Source organism: Paenibacillus thiaminolyticus, from assembly GCF_003591545.1.
GTDB classification, from domain to species: domain Bacteria; phylum Bacillota; class Bacilli; order Paenibacillales; family Paenibacillaceae; genus Paenibacillus_B; species Paenibacillus_B thiaminolyticus_A.
This window is the reverse complement of sequence record NZ_QYZD01000016.1, coordinates 21,808-40,856: the sequence shown is the minus strand read 5'-3', so window position 1 is coordinate 40,856 and position 19,049 is coordinate 21,808. Positions and strand designations below refer to the sequence as shown.

General features: G+C 51.6%; 18 protein-coding genes, 2 pseudogenes and 1 other annotated feature. Of the genes and pseudogenes, 9 read left to right on the top strand and 11 right to left on the bottom strand.

The genetic code is table 11. The features are described from left to right. Positions 1–355: 355 nt before the first annotated feature. From DQX05_RS17355 to DQX05_RS17335, 5 genes are all read right to left on the bottom strand, one after another. Positions 356–1,993: a 2-hydroxyglutaryl-CoA dehydratase gene (locus DQX05_RS17355; RefSeq protein WP_119794793.1), complete on the bottom strand. Its 1,638-nt coding sequence runs from the start codon at positions 1,991–1,993 to the stop codon at positions 356–358. Between the two features lie 32 nt (positions 1,994–2,025). Continuing rightward, on the bottom strand, positions 2,026–5,499 hold the full coding sequence (locus tag DQX05_RS17350; protein ID WP_119794792.1) for a BadF/BadG/BcrA/BcrD ATPase family protein: 3,474 nt from the start codon (positions 5,497–5,499) through the stop codon (positions 2,026–2,028). Positions 5,500–5,638: 139 nt separating this feature from the next. Beyond that, positions 5,639–6,451 carry an adenosylmethionine decarboxylase gene (gene speD, locus DQX05_RS17345; protein ID WP_119794791.1) on the bottom strand — a complete coding sequence of 271 codons (813 nt, stop codon included), beginning with the start codon at positions 6,449–6,451 and terminating at the stop codon, positions 5,639–5,641. 196 nt (positions 6,452–6,647) lie between these two features. Further along, positions 6,648–7,301 (bottom strand): FusB/FusC family EF-G-binding protein, encoded by a 654-nt coding sequence (locus DQX05_RS17340; protein ID WP_119794790.1) that lies wholly within the window; start codon positions 7,299–7,301, stop codon positions 6,648–6,650. 261 nt (positions 7,302–7,562) lie between these two features. Then, positions 7,563–9,242, bottom strand: a complete 1,680-nt coding sequence (locus tag DQX05_RS17335) for a glutamine--tRNA ligase/YqeY domain fusion protein (RefSeq protein ID WP_119794789.1) — start codon at positions 9,240–9,242, stop codon at positions 7,563–7,565. 72 nt (positions 9,243–9,314) lie between these two features. Beyond that, positions 9,315–9,574 (bottom strand) — a binding site (T-box leader). A 493-nt stretch (positions 9,575–10,067) separates the two neighbouring features. On the opposite strand from DQX05_RS17335, the gene DQX05_RS17330 reads away from it, so the two are divergent. The 4 genes from DQX05_RS17330 to DQX05_RS17320 all read left to right on the top strand — a co-directional run bounded on the left by DQX05_RS17330 (position 10,068) and on the right by DQX05_RS17320 (position 12,428). Next, positions 10,068–10,280, top strand: a complete 213-nt coding sequence (locus DQX05_RS17330) for a cysteine-rich CWC family protein (RefSeq protein WP_119794788.1) — start codon at positions 10,068–10,070, stop codon at positions 10,278–10,280. Positions 10,281–10,591: 311 nt separating this feature from the next. Continuing rightward, positions 10,592–12,049, top strand: coding sequence for an RtcB family protein (locus DQX05_RS17325; protein ID WP_119794787.1), 1,458 nt, complete (start codon positions 10,592–10,594; stop codon positions 12,047–12,049). Between the two features lie 36 nt (positions 12,050–12,085). Continuing rightward, positions 12,086–12,232 (top strand): GrpB family protein, encoded by a 147-nt coding sequence (locus DQX05_RS32860; RefSeq protein ID WP_310735675.1) that lies wholly within the window; start codon positions 12,086–12,088, stop codon positions 12,230–12,232. Next, the gene (locus DQX05_RS17320) at positions 12,180–12,428 is read left to right on the top strand and encodes a GrpB family protein (protein WP_310735674.1); all 249 of its coding nucleotides are present in this window, start codon (positions 12,180–12,182) and stop codon (positions 12,426–12,428) included. Before DQX05_RS32860 ends, DQX05_RS17320 begins: the two co-directional genes overlap by 53 nt. A 109-nt stretch (positions 12,429–12,537) precedes the next feature. On the opposite strand, the gene DQX05_RS17315 is transcribed toward DQX05_RS17320, so the two are convergent. The 3 genes and pseudogenes from DQX05_RS17315 to DQX05_RS17305 all read right to left on the bottom strand — a co-directional run. Next, the gene (locus DQX05_RS17315; protein WP_119794786.1) at positions 12,538–13,374 is read right to left on the bottom strand and encodes an ABC transporter permease; all 837 of its coding nucleotides are present in this window, start codon (positions 13,372–13,374) and stop codon (positions 12,538–12,540) included. A 6-nt stretch (positions 13,375–13,380) separates the two neighbouring features. Beyond that, positions 13,381–13,674, bottom strand: coding sequence for an ATP-binding protein DrrA1-3 family domain-containing protein (locus tag DQX05_RS17310; RefSeq protein WP_259392088.1), 294 nt, complete (start codon positions 13,672–13,674; stop codon positions 13,381–13,383). Positions 13,675–13,699: 25 nt separating this feature from the next. Further along, positions 13,700–13,831 (bottom strand): annotated as a pseudogene (locus DQX05_RS17305) (TetR/AcrR family transcriptional regulator); the annotation flags it as partial. Between the two features lie 203 nt (positions 13,832–14,034). Here DQX05_RS17305 and DQX05_RS17300 point away from each other — a divergent pair. From DQX05_RS17300 to DQX05_RS17290, 3 genes are all read left to right on the top strand, one after another. After that, positions 14,035–14,526, top strand: coding sequence for a cation:proton antiporter regulatory subunit (locus DQX05_RS17300; RefSeq protein WP_119794785.1), 492 nt, complete (start codon positions 14,035–14,037; stop codon positions 14,524–14,526). 2 nt (positions 14,527–14,528) lie between these two features. Continuing rightward, positions 14,529–15,767, top strand: coding sequence for a cation:proton antiporter (locus tag DQX05_RS17295; protein ID WP_119794784.1), 1,239 nt, complete (start codon positions 14,529–14,531; stop codon positions 15,765–15,767). A gap of 159 nt (positions 15,768–15,926) precedes the next feature. Then, a complete protein-coding gene (locus DQX05_RS17290) occupies positions 15,927–16,796 on the top strand; it encodes a cation diffusion facilitator family transporter (protein ID WP_472924372.1) in 870 nt (289 codons plus the stop codon). 61 nt (positions 16,797–16,857) lie between these two features. On the opposite strand, the gene DQX05_RS17285 is transcribed toward DQX05_RS17290, so the two are convergent. Together DQX05_RS17285 and DQX05_RS17280 are read right to left on the bottom strand one after the other, a co-directional pair. Next, positions 16,858–17,037 (bottom strand): H-type small acid-soluble spore protein, encoded by a 180-nt coding sequence (locus tag DQX05_RS17285; RefSeq protein ID WP_119794782.1) that lies wholly within the window; start codon positions 17,035–17,037, stop codon positions 16,858–16,860. Between the two features lie 103 nt (positions 17,038–17,140). Continuing rightward, positions 17,141–17,542, bottom strand: a complete 402-nt coding sequence (locus DQX05_RS17280; protein WP_119794781.1) for a GNAT family N-acetyltransferase — start codon at positions 17,540–17,542, stop codon at positions 17,141–17,143. Positions 17,543–17,648: 106 nt separating this feature from the next. Here DQX05_RS17280 and DQX05_RS17275 point away from each other — a divergent pair. Together DQX05_RS17275 and DQX05_RS17270 are read left to right on the top strand one after the other, a co-directional pair. Then, positions 17,649–17,930: pseudogene (locus DQX05_RS17275) on the top strand (MerR family transcriptional regulator); the annotation flags it as partial. Positions 17,931–18,036: 106 nt separating this feature from the next. After that, positions 18,037–18,276, top strand: a complete 240-nt coding sequence (locus DQX05_RS17270) for a VOC family protein (protein WP_182914800.1) — start codon at positions 18,037–18,039, stop codon at positions 18,274–18,276. A gap of 31 nt (positions 18,277–18,307) precedes the next feature. On the opposite strand, the gene DQX05_RS17265 is transcribed toward DQX05_RS17270, so the two are convergent. Next, a complete protein-coding gene (locus tag DQX05_RS17265) occupies positions 18,308–18,976 on the bottom strand; it encodes an extracellular solute-binding protein (protein ID WP_259392076.1) in 669 nt (222 codons plus the stop codon). Positions 18,977–19,049 lie beyond the last annotated feature (73 nt).

Genomic DNA, 19,049 nt, shown 5'->3' with positions numbered 1-19,049 from the left:
ACACTGAGACAACCCCACTTGCTTCTCGCAGCTCGACTTGCCAAAAAACTGCGAAATTACAGTTTTCTCTTGTGAAGTTTCCTCCGTTAACGGAATTCCTGCAAAACCGCAGGAATTTCACCTATGCCAATGGATTGAAAGCAAAAATCGGCGAAGTTGATGCACTTTTGCAGGAATGGCATCAGATAGCGGCTGGAATCGCGTAAATTCCTGCACATATGCAGGATTCGCTCCCTCTTCCTCTTCCGGCGCTTATCCCGCCACTTGTCCCGCCGCCGTCTCCCCCGCCTCCGCAATTCACCGCTGTCCCGTCTTGCTCCTCCTCATTTTTCATTGACGTATGGGACTGCCCCATTCATGTCTTACATACCCGCTTCGCCCGCCGCAAAGATAACCCATTGAATATCCGAGGAACCCCATAGACGCCATTCGCCGCTGTGCAAGCGACGACATGACGGCTTGTCTGCAGCGGACGAGTAAAGCGCGAACGAACGCTCATTTGTTGCAGCTGAGCCGCAGTCATGCTTTTTTTCGACAACGCCTCGTCAAATTCTTGCTGTGCCGCCTGCTTGGCTTTAAACAGCATCATCTGCACCCGGCTGTACACGTTAATCGCTCCGTCGCCCGTCGTCTCGATCGGCAGAAAGATCGCGTCGGGATATTTCTCGGTAATTAACGACTGAACTCCGTCGGATACCCCGGAAGATGGCATGCAGCCGAACGGCTTGACCGAGATCGTCATGTTCACCTTCCGCTTCTTGACGTTCAAGATCAGCTTGCCGACCTCCATATGGCCTTCTCCGCCCCGGAGATGATTGTTGTAGTGCTCATGGGCCACCCGGGCGATCTCCTCCATGTCGGGCAGATGATAGTGATACAGGCCAATCGTCCTCGCATACGCGTGGAACATGACCCGCAATGCGCGATCGGCGAGCCATAGCATCCGCAGCCGCTTCTGCGGATTTTTCCCTTCCAGGCCATGTCTCCCGGAGTCGGCTTGACGAAGCGTCATCCGCTCCTTCGTATCGAAGCGTCCGGACCAGATCAGGAACAAGATCCACGCCGTCATCGACTGTACTTCGACCTCGGCCCCTTCATTCTCCAGGAAGCGCTGCAGCTGATAATTCCCGTCTCCCTCGGTGGTCATCGCCCAGAACTCCCCGATAATGCTTACTTTCGGCTTGACCTTGGTCCGGTCTACCCGGACGGCCTGCAGCTCCCGGCGGGATTTGAGCAGAGCCGGCCGCAGCCGTTGGCGTTCGCTCAGCGCTTCATAGATATGCCGCTTGCACCGTTCCAGCGCGGCATCCGTCGCACCGGCTTCCACTTCATAGGGGCGGATGCGATAAGCGAGCGCATTCAAGATGTCTCCCAGAAGCACGGCCTTCAAAAAGCTGAGAAAAAACGCGGTATCCAGCTTCAAGGCCGATTCGCTGCCGGTCGCCTGCTTCAACCCGTCCGTCTGCTGAAAAATGAGTACCCGAAACCCGTCGAACCCCGCATCGCGCAGCGCCTTCCGGTACTCTGTAACATAGGTGCCGAAGCGGCACGGGCCGCAGGAACCGCTCGTGACGAACAAATAGCTGGAGATGATCTCCTCCTTGGACTTCCCTTCCACATCCCGCAGGTGATGCAAATATTTGATCAGATTTCCTACCGTGAAGTAGGTTGGATTGCACTGTCCGCGATTGCCGAACTCTTTGCCAAAGCGCAAGGACTCATTGTCCGGACAATCCATATGCTTCACCCGATACCCCAGCCCCGTCAGCGCGCCCTCGACCAAAAAATCGTGAGCCATCGTCAAGCCCCCGAACAGAAGGGTTGTCGTCGCTTTGTCCTTGGCCAAGAACTGGCGCGGTACCGGATCGAACCATTGGCTCGCCGTCTGCTGATCCAGGCCCAGCGCCTTTTCCTGCTCCTTCTGAAAGTTCAGCAGCGTCTCCTCGATAGACGTTTGCTCCTTGACTCTTTTCTTACTGCCCGCAACAGACATACTCTAAGTCACTCCCTCGTTATCATTGAATGTTATATAACCTTCTCGGCTTGATCTCCCGGTTTTCTGCCCGTGAGCTCAGCGAGCTTTTGATCCAGCCGCTGCTGCAGCTCCGCCTTTTTGCGGGCCACATCCTGCAGCCGCTCTTCATGCAGACTGAGACTGTGCGCATACGTCTTCACCCGGATCTTGATCGAGCCGCCCGGTTTATTGGCGTCGATATCATGCAGCGCCGAATATGGCGTCCCGACCGTCGATATAATCGATTCGATCAGCCCGTAGGTAGGCGCATCATGACCGCATTTGAAGCTGGACAAGTCCAACACCGCCACATTCGGGTGACGCGCTGCGAACTTGGCCGCCCATACTTTTTGCACACTGTTGGAGCTGAAATTTTCAGGCCATACATCGCTCACTTCCAGAGCGTACTCCACGCGTCCGCTCTTCAGATCCTCGCTGAAAAAGCGCTGCAGCCATGCCTCGTCCTTCGGAATGGACCGCATGGACAATACAGGGTAACCAAGCACCTGGAACTCTTCGAGCACGCCGTGATTCAAGCCGGGGTCGGAATGATAAGGCCGCCCGATCATCAGAATGGCAAGGCGGTTTTCCTGCTCGATCTGCTCTAGAATCTCCCGGCCCTTCTCCTGCATGTCAGCATCGAAGCGATCCATCGCCTTCCAGCCCTGCTCAGCGGCAAAATCACTCTCGTCTTCCGTGATCTGCAGCTTCTCGGCGAATGCCTCGAACAGCTGCTTTTTCAGCATGTTCGGTTCGGTGAAGGTAACCGCCGGATCCAGGTAGGTGATTCCTCTCGTCTCGAAAAAATCGACCTCCTTGGTAAAGGCAGCTTTGATCACGTTCGGAGCGCCCGCCACAATCGGGCAGCTCGACGAGTCCATCACATGGTGAAGATGGGTCGGAATATGCGTGATGCACGGGAAAAAGATGTAATCCAGCGGTTTGGACTCATGGTGCTTGAACAGCAGATTATGGACATGAGCCTGCGCCACTTTCGACGGATAGCAAGGATCGATCGAACCGTATTTGCCGCCTTCCTGCCACATTTCCTCGCTCGTATTATCACTGAATACAATGTTGCGCTTATCGATGCCGAGCGTCTCGAAGTATGTCCGCCAGAACGGAGCGGTGGACCAAATGTTCAATACTTTCGGAATCCCGATCCGGATCCGCTGGCGGCGCTCCATCGATTCGGCGGAAGAGCGCGCGAACGGGCGCCGGTTCGGTATTTTGCGCATGCCAAAGCCGAACAAGCGGCGTTTCATCAGGACGTTCTCCACCTCCACCTCCGCCTCCGGAAGCGGTTCCGCATCGTAGAAATGCTGGAACATGCGCCGCGCTTCATATTCGACGAGATTCGGATAATGCTTTTTCAACGCTTGCCGCTCTTTCGTTAATTTCAAGACCGCTTCCTGATCCTCCACTGTCCCTTTCTCACAAGAGAACCCGCTAATATAACGAGCCGTCTTGCCGTCCGGCGTCTCGGAATCGATAAACGTCCGGCTGCAATGGTTCGGACAAAAATTGCAGCGGGTCGATTCATCATTGCGGCTGACATAACGCAGATCGATAGCGGCATCCAGGCCGAGGAAGCTGGAATACCCCCGCCGCTTCACGACGCGCAGCGTTTCCATGGCGGCTCCGATCGCCCCCGCTTCTCCCGGATGCGGATGAACATATACCTCGGCATCGGGAACCCGCTCCTTGATATAGTCGACCTGGGCCTTGACGGCTGCCAGATTGTATTGGGTTCCGCCCTGCAGCACGAACTTGCGCCCGAGCTCGGACATGCGCGGAATCTGCACGACATACTGCCATACGTTTTTGGGCAGGACGAGAGCGAGTCCGGCGAGCAATTCCTCCTTCGAATACCCTTCCTTCTGAAAATTGACCCGGTCCGCATCGAGGAAGACAGCGCAGCCGTAAGAAAATTTGGGACTCAAATCGGCATGAAAAGCGGTATTTGCATACTCTTGAACCGGAATGCCGAACTGATCCGCCATCGCTTGCAGGAGCATTCCGTTGCCGGCGGAGCATTGATTGGACAGCTTGAAATTGCGAATGTCCCGGTTTTTGAGAAAGAGTACCTTGATATCCTGACCGCCGATATCGCAGATCACATCGATGTCGCCGAATTGGTGAACGGCGCTCATCATATGCGCGACCGTCTCCACGATATTGACGTCTGCCCGCAACGTTTTTTCCAGCACGTCTGCGGCGTATCCCGTAGCGCCGAAGCCGATGATCTCCAGCTCGGCCCCCTGCCCCATCAGCGTATCCCGGATCCGCTTCAGCATTTCTTTCGTATCTTCCAGCGGATTGCCTTTGGACAGCTGATATTCTTTCAGCAAAATATCCCCTTGTTCATCGACCAGCACGGCTTTGGATGAAGTGGAACCGCCATCTAATCCGATGACCGCTCTCACCTTCTGTCCCGGCTCGAACGTGGCGGGAGTGAACTTGGGAATGCTGTAGCTCCGGCGGAACTGCTCCAGATCCGTCTCGCTAGCCACCAGCGGCGGGCCCGCCTTCTCGCCCAGCTTGGCCTTGCGGCCGTGGGCAATGAACTCCTTCAGCATTTCCAATCCGTTGTATAAGCCGGCATCCGCCGGTTCGTGCAGCCCGTACAGGACAGCGCCGTAAGCCGCATAATATTGCGAATTTTCCGGGACGAAGATCAAGCTGTCGATCGGCACATCTTGGGGATATTCATAGCCCCGCTCCTTCCAGGTCTGAGGAATTCGCAACCGCCAGCATTCCTGGAGGAAAGGCAAATAGGTGTTCGGCCCGCCCAGCAGCAGGACACGATGCCGCAGCGTATTGCCCCGAGTAAGCACGGAAAGGTTCTGCATGACGATGGCATCGGCGAGCGAGCACATGATCTCCCCTGATGGAATGCCGCTTTTCACGAGATTGACGATATCCGTTTCGGCAAATACGCCGCATTTGGCAGCGACATGATGCAATTTCGAATCGTCAAAACGCAGCTTGCCTACTTCGTCCGCTGGCATCCCTACTTTGATCATGCACTTGTCAATCGTGGCGCCTGTACCTGATGCGCATTTGTCATTCATGGAGGTAAGCGCTTGCTTATTGCCCGTTTCTTTGTTCTCCTTGAAAATGATAATCTTCGCATCCTGTCCCCCGAGCTCGATGACGCTCCCGACATCGGGATGGAGATGCTCCACGGCCATCGTGACCGCATTGACCTCCTGCACAAATTTCGCACCGATATGAGGAGCGATAGGTCCGCTGCCGGAGCCCGTCGCGAAGACACGGATGTTGTCCGGCTTCACATCCGGAAATTCGTTGCCGATGGCAACCAGCAGCTCCAACACTTTTTCTGCCTGCTTCGTATGATGGCGCTGATAATCCGACCATACGATCTGCTTGCTGTCCGGATCCACCACGGTCGCTTTGACCGTCGTTGAACCGACGTCAATTCCAATGATGAGAGAATCCAGTTCCCGGGCTATGGTTGACATTCGATTACCTCCTTATCCCAGTCCAAGTTTTGCTTAGTTTACACTTCTGGTGTGATATTTATCACACCGAAAATTCGTATGAAAATGAGAACAAACCATAAAGGCGGCGTGAGCGGTTGCTCAAGCTGCTTTTATGGCTTCAGGAACGCAAGGAGGCGATTCCAAAAAAGATTTCGTCCATTTCCGTTTTAATTTTGTTCGTGATGGCCTGCTGTTCCTCTGCGGTTATTTCCGCTTTGGAATACCCGAATAAATAGTTATTTATATCGAACGCTTTGAGCCGGCACTTGGTATGAAAGATATTCTCTTGATACACATTGACATCAATTAGATCGAATTGTTGGAGAATACGATCGTCAATATAGTCTTGTATCGAACGGATATCATGATCGATATATAATTTGCGGCCATCCATATCTCTGGTGAATCCCCGCACCCGGTAATCAATTGTCATAATGTCAGTATCGAAGGAGTCAATCAAATAATTCAGCGCTTTCAATGGCGAGATCTCGCCGCAAGTGGCTACATCGATATCCGCTCTGAAGGTGCTGATCCCTTCATTCGGGTGGTATTCGGGATAGGTATGGACCGTAATATGGCTTTTATCCAACTGCATAACCACCGACTCGGGAAGCGGCTCGGGAATTTCGTCGGTTGTTGTCCGGGGAACCTCAATGACAGGCCCTTCGGATACGAGCATGGTCACGCTCGCTCCTTGAGGAACATAATCTTGCTTGGCGGTGTTGACGATATTCGCGCCAATCATATCCGATACCGTGTTCAAGATCTCTGTCAACCGGTCCGCATTATATTGATCATTAATATACTCGATATAAGCTTCACGCTCTTCTTTTGTTTTGGTATAACAAATGTCGTACATATTGAAGCTTAATGATTTCGTCAGATTGTTAAAGCCATGCAACTGGATGCGCTGCTGTGGAGAGACTGCCATGGTAGATGCTCCTTTGGATAATGAACTGTCACGCGGTCACGACATGCCGCATGGACGGGAACTCGCCTATTGATTCACCGATTACCTCAGTATCCCTCTTCTTCGCCTATTGTTATACAGGTGACTTCCTTTATTTGCAGATTACATAAGAAAAGGCCGCCGGATATGCTCCAGCAGCCTCGTTGTATAGATACGTTCAACCTAGAACGTTGCCTATAAATTTCTCCAATGTGCCGACATTCGTAATGTGCTTGTTGCAGGCGTCGCTATTCATGCATACGTAGTTGCCGATTGCTTTGTAGTAATCTGGCGAGGCGTTGGCCGGCTTCGACTTGGTAACGGCCGAGAATAACGCGACCTCTTGATGCCGGTTGCACAAAAAGCATACGCTCTTCTTGTTTGTCGGGGTATATCTTCCCTCAATGCCGACAAGCTGGCCATTTAGATGGTATACAAAAAACATTCGATTCGTCGCAATGTCGGTCCAGCCAACATAAGTGACATAGCGGAAATCGATGGCGGCGGCATCGGGAACCTTCAACTTTTTGATCTTCGGGAACAGCTTCCTGATCTGCTTCTCCGTCACGGGCGCAAATTCCGCCAAGTACGGCACCAGCGATTCCAAATAGTCCTGGAATTCAACCATCGAATGCAGCGTCGAGATGTTCTCCAGCGCTTGCTTTTGCGCCTCTTCCGCATCCGGGAACGCTTCGACGATTTTGGTGAGCGCACTGTATCTTACCGATTCCACGACTTTCGGATCGGTCACCGTGTTGCAGGCGTGCTGCAGCAGATCGGTCTGCTTCTTAATCAAGTTATATTGATGGTTTCTAATAAATGTTTTTACCATTGCTTTTCAGCCCCTTATTTATGATGGAATGGAAATAAGGTGCAAAGCCCACTATTAGAAACGATATCAAGCTCTCGCGGGCGACATGTCCTTATGATCGCTGTCCGCCCCATGCAAAGTATCGCCCCAATATTAGGCTTTGCATGAGTCGTTGCCGATTCCGGCAAACTGATTTGCCATTTCTACCGACCTCCCTTGTGCTGTCCATTATAAGGGAAATATGACCTTAACGGCAACTCTCCTTTTTTTAGGAGAAGAAGCCTATCTTTCCCTTTTCCATGAATCTTTGAGCGACACAATCCGATTGAACACGCGTCTGTCCACCGTCGTATATTTCGTATCGAGGCAGAAGTAGCCGTGCCGCACGAACTGAACTTTTTCGTTGGCGGAAGCATCCTTCATGGCAGGCTCCAGCACCGCATGCTTCATGATGACGAGCGAATGAGGATTGAGCAGATCCTCCCAGCAATTTCCCGACTCCTGCAGCACAGCGGAAGGCCGCAGCAGTGTATCGTACACATGAACCTCCGCCGGAATGCCATGCGCCGCAGACACCCAATGAATCGTCGCTTTCACTTTTCTGGCGTTGAAGCCGGACCCGCTTTTGGTCGCGGGATCATAGGTGCAGTGCAGCTCCTGAATCTCTCCCGTGACCGGATCCTTCACCACATGCTCGCACCGAATGAAGTATGCCCCCTTCAGCCGCACCTCCGATCCCAGAGAGAGCCGGTGGAACCCGGCAATCGGCTGCTCCATGAAGTCCTCCTTTTCGATGAACAGCTCTCTGGCGAAGGGAACCTTCCTGCTGCCCATCGCTTCATCGCCTTCCTTATTTTTGAGGAGGAGCATTTCCGTCTGATCGGCCGGATAATTGGTAATGATCACTTTTACCGGGTTGAGCACAGCCATATAGCCGATCGTTCTCTCCTTCAGATCCTGGCGGATAAAATGATCAAGCATAGCGGAGTCCACTACGCTGTTCTGTCTCAGTATCCCGATCTCCTCCATGAAGCGGTCAATGCTGTCCGGGGTGACCCCTCTGCGCCGCAGCCCGCGGAGGGTCGGGAGCCGCGGATCATCCCAGCCGTCGACGAAGCCCCCTTCCACCAGCTCCCGCAAATACCGCTTGCTTGTCACCATCCCGGACAGACTTAACCGCCCGAATTCCCGCTGCTTCGGCGGCTCCTGAACTTCCAGCTCACGGAGCACCCATTCATACAGCGGACGATGGTCTTTGAACTCGGCAGAGCAGAAGGAATGGGTAATTCCTTCGATCCAATCCTGAATCGGGTGGGCAAAATCATACATCGGATAGATGCACCAGTCATTGCCCGTCCGATAGTGCTCCGCATGCACGATGCGGTACAGCACGGGATCCCTCAGATTCAGATTGGGCGAGGACATATCGATTTTGGCGCGAAGCACTTTGGATGCAGTCGGGAAATCTCCCTTCCGCATTCGTTCGAACAAGAGCAGGTTCTCCTCCACGGGCCGATTGCGGAATGGGCTGTCTGTTCCCGGTTCGGTCAATGTCCCTCTGAATTCGGTCATTTGTTCGGGCGTCAGCTTGCAGACATAGGCTTTCCCCTTGCGAATCAGCTTGACGGCACATTCATAAATTTGTTCTGAATAGTCCGAACCGAAGTACACCGCCGGTTGATATCCCAGCCACGCGATGTCTTCCCGGATCGCATCCACATATTTGATATCCTCCTTCAGCGGATTGGTGTCATCAAATCGCAGATGAAACGCCCCGTTATACTTGCTCGCGATAGAATGGTTCACATGAATCGCATACGCGTTCCCGATATGCAAATATCCATTCGGCTCCGGGGGAAATCTGGTGGCGATAGGCCTGAGGTATTCCCCTTGTGTCATATCCTCCTTCACCAGCTTCGCCAATAAATTGGCGGCTTCCGCCGTTTCTTTGCCATGACCCATCATGCACAACCTCCTTGAATGTTTTGTCCTTCTTGCAGAAAATAAAAAAAATCCCGCCTCCAAGACTGCTGTCTTGGGGACGAGATTTGCTGTCGCGGTGCCACCCCGGTTCGCCGATATATCGCGATATCCGCCTCATCAGGTACGGCAGCCGCGTCGGATGCTTATACCCTAGCTCTGTAACAGGAGCTCCTGTCGCACCATCCCGGCACCCCGTTCCGATGCGCCGCTCAGAGGCTTGGTTCAACGAAGGGAATCCTGCTCCTTTTCAGCGTGCCGGAGCTCTCTGTACGGCTTCCTCATTCATCTACTCTTCTCTTCATGGCGTTTCTTATTTGGTACATAGTATCATCAATGATAGTGAAAGTAAACATGCGCGGCAGCGATCGGGCTTGCCAATGAGGGTAAATATCGGTTAGCAGTCAGGCGATGATGCGATAACATATGGAGTACTTCCACATCGTTCATCACTGCCAATTGCTCGCAATCCAAAGCTTCGGCATGGAGCAGCCGTTCGCACCCATGAATCCAAATGATCGCAGTGGACATGCGGGTCTTGTCAGGTTATGCGCCTCAATCCGATTCCTTCCTCTTATTGAAGGGGAAGTTTTGTGAAGCTGCCAACGGGACATCATGTGAGTTGCGTAAGCTGCTCCCTGTGATCAGTGCCGTATTTGGAATCGGCGCATTCTGGTATACTTGCTACAAATGTATAGCATTGAATTGATTAGCATTGTTCACAAGACATTTCGAAGTATCCGTTAGACTCGTGAGCGATTTCTCATCGACGCACAAAATTTCAGTCCGAAGCAGGTGTACAGTACTATGAATACCGTTCTAATCGATCCTCAACGCTGTCCGTTATGCGGACAGCCCAATCATTGCGCGTATGCGGCCGGGCGGCCTCATACCGAATGCTGGTGCATGAAGCGCTCCGTTCCCCAGGAGTTGCTGGAGCATATACCGGCGGAACAGCGCCGGCAAGCATGCGTATGCGAAGAATGCGTCAAAGCATTCGTGGAGAAAAATAAAGGTTGACATCGATGGCCGTGCCATTTTAAGATGAATGTATATTTTGGAAAAGGAGGTTGATGAAGATGACATGGAATCAAGCTGCTGCACTGCAACTGCATATCGATTGGGAACAGTCTCTCGTCGGCCTCTACGGAGTGAGAACAAGATAATCGGTTGATCCCCTCGCGGGGAGGCTTATACCGGTTGCTAGCCATGGACGATGACGTCTATGGCTTTTTATTATTGATCAAATGGCCGCAGGACGAGAGTCTGCGGTCTTTTATTTTGAATTATTCCATAAATCGAACGGAAATAGGAAAGGAATTACGATTTATATGCATACTAATCATTTTGTATATGGCGATGACCTGCCGGCTCAAGAGTGCTATTACCGCACCGTCGAGTTGCCTTCCGGCACGCTCCATATTTATGCCAATAATGCCCTCTATCAAGAGCTGGGGGCCAAAGTATTTGAAATGGCCAACAATAATTTGCAAATCCCGAACCGCGTTTATATGAGTTATACGCCCGACGTCCACGTCGGTGTCGGCACCTGCATCGGCACGACGGCGGTCTGGAACGCAAGCGATGGCTATGTCTCCCCTTCTATCGTGGGGAGCGATATCGGATGCGGCATGCGGGTGCATCTGACGAATGTGCACCGCGACGACTTGCAGGATGTGAAGCTGCGGCGCAAGCTGGTGAAGGCGATCGAGAAGCTGGTTCCGGTCGACTCTCATGCGCGCGGCCATTTCTCGGACATCCGCCTGGAGCATGTGCTGGTCAAAGGGCTTCATGGCTTGCCCAAAAAATATCTGCCTGACTCGTATACACCGAAAAAAATGACCTCCCTCACCCATGTGGAGCATAGCAAATTCGCGTTCGACACGGAAATGCTGAATGAGATGCCGGCCGCAGCATGGCATCGCTCCCACCGCCAGCTTGGAACGCTCGGCGGCGGCAACCACTTCGCCGAAATCCAGGCGGTGGAGATCGATGAGTCGAACCGGGATACGGCCGAAGCTTGGGGATTGTTCGACGGCCAAGTCATCATCATGATCCATTCCGGATCGCGAGCCTGGGGCGGCGCCGTCAGCCAGCAATGCAGCAAGGAGATAGCACAATGGATGCGCTCAGCCGGAGCCGGGACGGCCGATCCAAGGCTGGTCTTCGCCCCGCTGGCGGAGCCGGTTGCGGAGCGCTATGTCCATCTGATGTCTTCGGCACTGAACTATGCCGTAGTGAACCGCCATCTGATGGCGGTCGGCATTCGCGAAGCGTTCCGCGATGTGCTCGGGTCGAAGGCCGAGATGACGACGCTGTATGATCTGATGCACAACTATGCATGGGAAGAGAGCCATGACGGACACCGCATGTTCGTGCACCGCAAAGGGGCGACCCGCGCGCTCCCGCCGCATCATCCGGACAATCCGAAGCCGTATGCGGCGATGGGACATCCGGCGCTCATCCCCGGTTCCATGGGCAGCGCGTCTTACCTCATGGTCGGCCGGGATACCGGTGCGGCCAACTACTACTCCATCTGCCACGGCGCAGGGCGCGTCCGTTCACGCAGTGCCACGAAGCAGCTCATAACGGTTGACGAGTTCGCAGCTTCGCTTCAGGTCGGGACGGAGGATGAGGTCGTCGTGAACCAGCGCATGCTGGAATCGATTATCGACGAGGCGCCGCAAGCCTACAAGGATGTGGAGCAGATTATCGAGAGCGTCGTCGGAGCTGGTCTTGCCGGCGTCGTGGCAAGATGCAAGCCGTTGGCGACAGTCAAAGGCGGTTAACTCGCTGAGCAAAGCGGAAAATGGAGGTACCTATCAATGAATGTAAGGGTTACGGAATATAACGAGAAATGGGAGCGCATGTTCCGCGAAGAATCACAAAAAATAAGAGAGATATTGGCGGAGGAGTTAGTTGATATCCATCATATTGGCAGCACCTCAGGTTCATGTCTTTCAAGCGGATAACAAGGAGGATATTCAGCGCCATGTGGCGGTAAGAGACTACCTCCGGACCCATCCCGAGGCAGTCAAGCAATATGGAGATCTGAAGGAGAACCTGGCGAACCAATTTCCGAAGGATATTGAAGCATATATGGACGGAAAAGATACGTTTGTGAAAGAACTGGAAAAAAGAGCATTGCATTGGTATAGAAATCTTTAGTGCTGCGATAAATACGAGAAGCTAAAAGCTTTTGAGGGGCAGCCATGCGGACCGCGAATCCGTTAACCGTGAAATATGCGAGGAACCATGGTCCGCACTCCCCTTTTTTCTACTGCTGAAAAATATCTTTAGTACCTTGCGCCCGGTTCATTCTGGAAAAATCAACTTTGGCAAAGGCAATCGTCGAGACCAATAAAAATAAGATCCCGAATGAAATGATAAAGAGGATGCCAAGTTGAGGAGTTATCACAACATCACTTACTTTAAACGCAAGCTGTTCGGCGACTAACTCGTCTGGCGGCAAAGACATTTTTTCTAAACTAAGCGCTCTGAAAAATGCCGCGGCATAGGTCATCGGATTAAACAACGCAATATACTGCAAGCCGTCTGGCAGCAAGCGAAGCGGAATGTACACGCCGCATAAAAAAGTGAACGGCGTTGTAACCGCGACCGAGACAATCTGAAAGGTCTGCGAATTTTTGGCTAATGTCGCTAAAAATAATCCGAACGCCGAAAAGACAAGTCCGACTAAAATCATGAAGCCGATGATGGCAAAGGGAGTCATGATGGATGAATAGGTCATGCCGATAAAATAACCGATGATCAAAATCATAATGCCTTGGAACGTAGCAATCGTTGCCGAGGCCAGCATTTGTCCGGCCGCGATCTGTATTCTTTTGACAGGACTAACAAGCACTTCTTTCATATAACCGGACACGATATCTTCAATCGTCGAGGTTGCGATATTCAGCGATGTCTGGAACACTACAATGATTACAATACCGGCCAGCACATAATGTACCGGATTGGTTACTGATGTGCTTGCAAAAGCGGAGCTTAATAAATATAAATAAAAAAACGGCATAATCAGCATTAACACCAACTGCACACGATTTCTAATAAATAGTTTGACATTGCGAAACCATATCGCCGCCACAATGCGCACCCCCAGTTACCCCCTTATATCCTTTCCCGTAATTTCGAGAAACACATCGTTTAACGTACCTTTTTTAATTTCGATATCGGTAATCGCCGGCCTATGTTCGCTCACGATGTCCAGCAGGTCGGATAAACGGGTAAATTCCGTGGCGAAGTAACCGTTTTTTCTCTCATACCTCATCTCAAAATGTTGTAACAAGTTTTCTAGTGCACGCTCGTCGCTGCTAGCGATATGGACTTTGTCTTTGGTGTATCGCTGCTTCAATGCATGCGGCTCATCGAACGCAATGATTTTGCCGTGGTCCATAACAGCTACTTTATTGCAAATTTCAGCCTCGTCCATATAATGAGTCGTTAAAAATATCGTTAACCGTTGTTTTGGAATACCCTTTTGTCGTGAAAAGCATCTCGGCGGCGTCCAATATTTCATTTCTTCGTTCTTCCGGTTTTTTAGAAATCCTCATTTTTCATTCCTACGCCACTACCGACAGACTGTCGGTCTATAAAAATCGTAACATTTTTCCTGTTCGTAAGTCAAGGACATTATTGCCAGTTCTTTCATCTTAACCCTATGGCACGGATGGCTCGTCCGCTGCCATTTCCCCCATTTCCTGATTAAAATCCCTGCTTTATTCACACACTAACCGCAATTGAGGAGGTTGAGAGCATGTACATTAAAGAAACCGACCTGCCAGGCATCGGCCATAAATACGAAATGATTACGCAAAGCAGCGACAGGCTGGTCATTGTCATCCATGATGACGGCCGGCGTGAAGTGTATCATTTTGAAAATCTTGATCAGGATGATTGCACATCCATGGTTACGCTCGAGGATGAAGAAGCAAGACAACTTGCCGCCATCGTCGGCGGAATGACTTACCGGCCGAAGGCATTGGAGACGATGGATGTCGCTTTAGAGGATTTGACGATTGAATGGTACAGAGTCGCGCCTGACGCAGCTTGTGTCGGCAGCACGATCGGCGAAGCGAATATCCGGCAGACCGCAGGAGTCACCATTATTGCCGCCATCGAGAAAGGTGCCAAGCACATCAATCCCGGTCCGGAGTATACCTTTAAGGCAGACACCATCCTCGTCGTTGCGGGCGAACGCCACCAATTGAAACAGTTGAAGCAGCTGCTGCAAACCGGGAGACGCTGATCATGGATCATCTCGTACTGGAAGTTGGACTTGCCGTTATTCTCATTGCCCTGGTTGGACTGCTCGCGGCCAGCATTCGAACTTCGGTCATTCCTTTTTATATTTTGGTCGGCATGGCCGTAGGCCCCCATGCGCCGCATTTTGGCGCATTCGACTTCCGATTTGTCGAGAGCGCGGAGGTCATTGCATTTATGGGACGGCTTGGCGTGCTTTTTCTGCTGTTCTATTTGGGGCTGGAGTTTTCTATCGGCCGCTTAATGAAATCAGGCCGCTCCATCATCGTGGGCGGAACGATCTATATCCTTATTAACTTTACTTTAGGCTTGCTCTATGGGTGGGTCAACGGCTTCCCTATTGAGGAAACGATGGTTATGGCCGGCATTACGACCATTTCATCCAGCGCGATCGTGGCGAAGGTGCTCGTTGATTTGAAGCGAACCGCCAATCCCGAGACTGAGATGATTTTGGGAATCATCATGTTCGAGGATATTTTCCTCGCATTATACATCTCCGTCCTGTCCGGGCTGGTCCTCAGCGACTCGTCCTCTGTGGGCGGGGTAATATTGTCAGCCTTGTACGCTCTGGGATTCATGCTTCTCTTGCTGATTGTCGGACGCGCAGCTGCGCCTCTTCTGAATAAGGTCTTCAACATCCGTTCCAATGAATTGTTCTTGCTGCTTGTGTTCGGCTTCTTATTCCTCGTGGCCGGGTTCGCGGAGACGATTCATGTAGCTGAAGCGATCGGTGCGCTTCTGACCGGGCTCATACTTGCTGAAACGATACACTTGAAACGAATCGAGCAAATGATATTGCCGTTCCGTGATTTCTTCGGCGCGTTATTCTTCTTCAGCTTCGGACTGACCATCGTTCCTTCCGCGCTCGGCGGAGCTTTGTGGCTGTCGGTGGGAGCCGTTGCGGTGACATTGCTCGGCAACTTCCTTGCCGGTATGATTTCTGGCAAGAGCGCGGGCTTATCGCCCAAGGCTTCCGCCAATATCGGGCTAACCATTGTATCCCGCGGCGAGTTCTCTATCATTATGGCGAACCTTGGCAAATCCGGCGGACTGCTTGAACTGCTCCAGCCGTTCGCGGCACTGTATGTGCTCATTCTTGCCATTTTGGGACCTCTGCTGACGAAGGAATCCAGACTCATTTTCAAGGGACTGAATAAGATCTTCAGATGGGAAAAAAGCAAAGGAAGCGTACCCGGACAAGCGAAGAACCCCTCTGGCAAAAGCTAAGCGTCATCAAAGGGAGGAATCCGTCAAGTTTTGCGAAGGAGCAACAGTTTTTAATGTAAGCTACATGACGGCGAGTATGAAAAAAGGTTTCTGTAGACCCACTCGCCTTTCGTTTGTTATTGTATATGAACAATAACGAAGCTTGGGGTTGTGATGCATGTGAATGGTCCGAAAACAGCTATTTTATCGGTGCTCAGTAATACCTTTGTCGTCTTGTTGAAGCTCGTTGTCGGCATATTCACGGGCTCCATTGCCGTCATCTCGGAAGCGATCCACTCCTCGCTGGATTTGGCGGCTTCCTTGATTGCTTTTTTCTCGGTGCGGTTGTCGAGCCGTTCGGCAGATAAGAACCATCCTTATGGTCACGGCAAGGTGGAGAATATATCGGGAACCATTGAGACGCTGCTTATTTTTGTGGCGGGTGCCTGGATTATCTATGAATGTGTTCATAAGCTCTTCGAGCCTACGCCGATTGAGCTTCCTTATTTGGGCGTCATCGTCATGTTTGTCGGGGCGGGCATCAATTTCATCGTATCTCGCCGGGTAAGCAAAGCGGCAACAGAGCTGAATTCGGTCGCCATGAAATCCAATGCGCTGCATTTGCTAACCGATGTGTATACATCATTAGGCGTCGGATGCAGCCTGTTGCTGGCCACCTTGACAGGATGGACGATATTGGATCCGATCATCGGCATCATACTGGCTCTGTACATCATGAGAGAGGCGTACAAGCTGATGAAGGAATCCTTCCCTCCTCTGCTCGATGCACGCTTGACCGATGAAGAGGAAAAAGAAATTGTGCAAGTGATTCAATCTTATCAAGGACAATATATTGAGTTCCATGACTTGCGCACCCGACGTTCCGGTCCCGTCGAATATGTCGATTTCCATCTCGTGGTCCCCTCCAGGATGGATATAGATTCGGCGCACCAACTATGCGATGACATTGAGCAAGCAATTATGGCGGCATTCCGCCGTGCGCAAGTATTCATTCATGTCGAACCGGAGCATGAAATAAAACATCGATAGCGCAGCGGCTGCGATGTTCTGTAGAAAGTAACAGGAGGCGGCCTGGCCGCCTCCTTGTTATTCACCGTTCGCTAAGCATGTTAACCGGAACGTCCCGTTCCTCTTCCGGATTGCTAAGAGGGTAAATTCTTGCGATGCCGTCCTCTTCATTCACATGTTGAATGTATACGGGCTCCCCTTGGTAAGTCACGTCTACCATAACCGGCGATGCTGAGATTTCGATCGCTCTTTGCGTATTCATTCCTATCAACCTCCATCTGGGCCTCTATCATGATACGCTCTATAATATACGTAACATGCCATGTTGTTATACGTTGGCTCAAGGTACTGATCTCAACATCCCGTTACAGCCTCCGGATCATGCTCAACGAATGCGGGTACGTCAGCTCGAAGCCGTATTTTCTATAGAAGCCAACAGATGGAACATCGGCCATGAGCAGGATATCTGCCCCTTGCGGCGCCTGCTGCTGCACATACTCCATCAACACGTTCATTATCGTCTGCTGCCATTCCTCGCCTTCGCGGGAAGGATGGACCATCACGTCGACAATCTGAAAATAACAGGCTCCGTCGCCGATGATTCTCCCCATTCCGATCAGCTGCCCCTGATCATCTCTCATCACGACAGACAACATCAAATTCATCAATGCTGTATGGGCAACCGCCTCCTCCTTCGGAGCGAGACCCGCCGCGGCTCGCAATTCCATATACTCTCCTATGCCGGGCACTTCATGCAACATATTCATATGGATATCCTCCTCATGTCCTCTTTCGAAAAAGCTCCTTCATTAACCACGATACTACATTTATGCAAGTGCTAAAGTTCTATTTAAGGTCCTATTGGAGGCTATAGAAAAGGAACATTCAAGCCCTGTCATGGAGCATCCGGAAAACGGCTACCGCCTGTTCACGCCAACGCATATCCGCAAAATCTTGCTGATTCGCACGCTGCGAAGCACCGTCTACTTTTTGAAGAGCATGAAGGATATTGTACAGGCATTGGACAACCACAGCATCGAGCAGGTTACAAAAGTGACGGAGAATGCCCTCCTCATCATCCACGAGCGCAATCGCCAGCAGTTCCAGGGGGTGCACCGGCTGGTCGAGCTGTGCAGCGTGCTGGAGCTAATGTGATAATATTACTTCTACTCAGCCATGATGTTCTGCCCTCGGCATATGGGAAAAAGAACCGGCTCAAGTCATTCGGCAGCACTTTGCCTTTCATACGACGATCGATTATATGAAGCATGCTGTTCCGTTTTTACAAGAACGTGGACTTCCTGTGCGGAACTTCTTGAATGATGGCACGGAACGCCCCTTTGTTTTCGCATGGATGCCAGCCGTATCCATCTACTTTGCCGACCCCGACGGGCATTCTCTGGAATTCCTCTCCATGCTGCCCGATAAGCCGCAGCCAGAATTAGGCGTTGTGCCCTGGGAAGAATGGGAAATGGCGCACGGCAGACAGGTAGACTGGTAACGGATCGCCAAAATGCAAAAGGACAGCATCGCTATCGATGCCGTCCTTCTATCACTTCTTCAACGCTCTTGGTATTGTTCTGGGCGGCGGCGAACTCATTAATGAACAATTCATTGATTTGCGAGTAGTTCGCGACCAAATGGTTGAACGATTCCACGCCGTATTTGTTGGCTCCGTCATATTCGTTTTTAATAACTTGCGGATCTACGCCTTCGAAGCTATTGTAATATTTTTCTTTCGCCTGCTCATTGATCGGAGGCGTACCGCCGCTCAATTCGATCGATTTTTCCTGCACGTCCTTGGAGATCATAAATTTAATGAATTCATAGGCTACCTTCGGATGCTTGGAGTCTTTCAGTACGAATAGCGGGTGAATATACAGTACGCTTCGTTCCTTCTCATTGCCGCCGAACGGAACGGCAGCGACACCCACCTTGAAGTTGAATTGGTCCTGACTCGCCAAACTCCAGGAGCCGCCTACCGACATGCCGATTTTGCCGGACAGGAACGGATCGCCGAATTGTCCTGCCACGGACTTGGACCAGGCTGGAGATGGAGAGACCTGCTTATCCCAGATGGGTCCAATCCATTTCTTATATGCGGCAATCGCTTCCGGCGAATCGAAATGCGTCTCGCTTGGCTTGCCGCCGTTCCAGTTCCGTTTGTTTTGACAATACCTTTTTTTGTATGTTCTGTCCACATCTGGAACCGAATGTAGAAAGGCCGGGCCACTTCGCGTAGCACGGACTTCTCCCCTCACTCGTTGCTTGTCA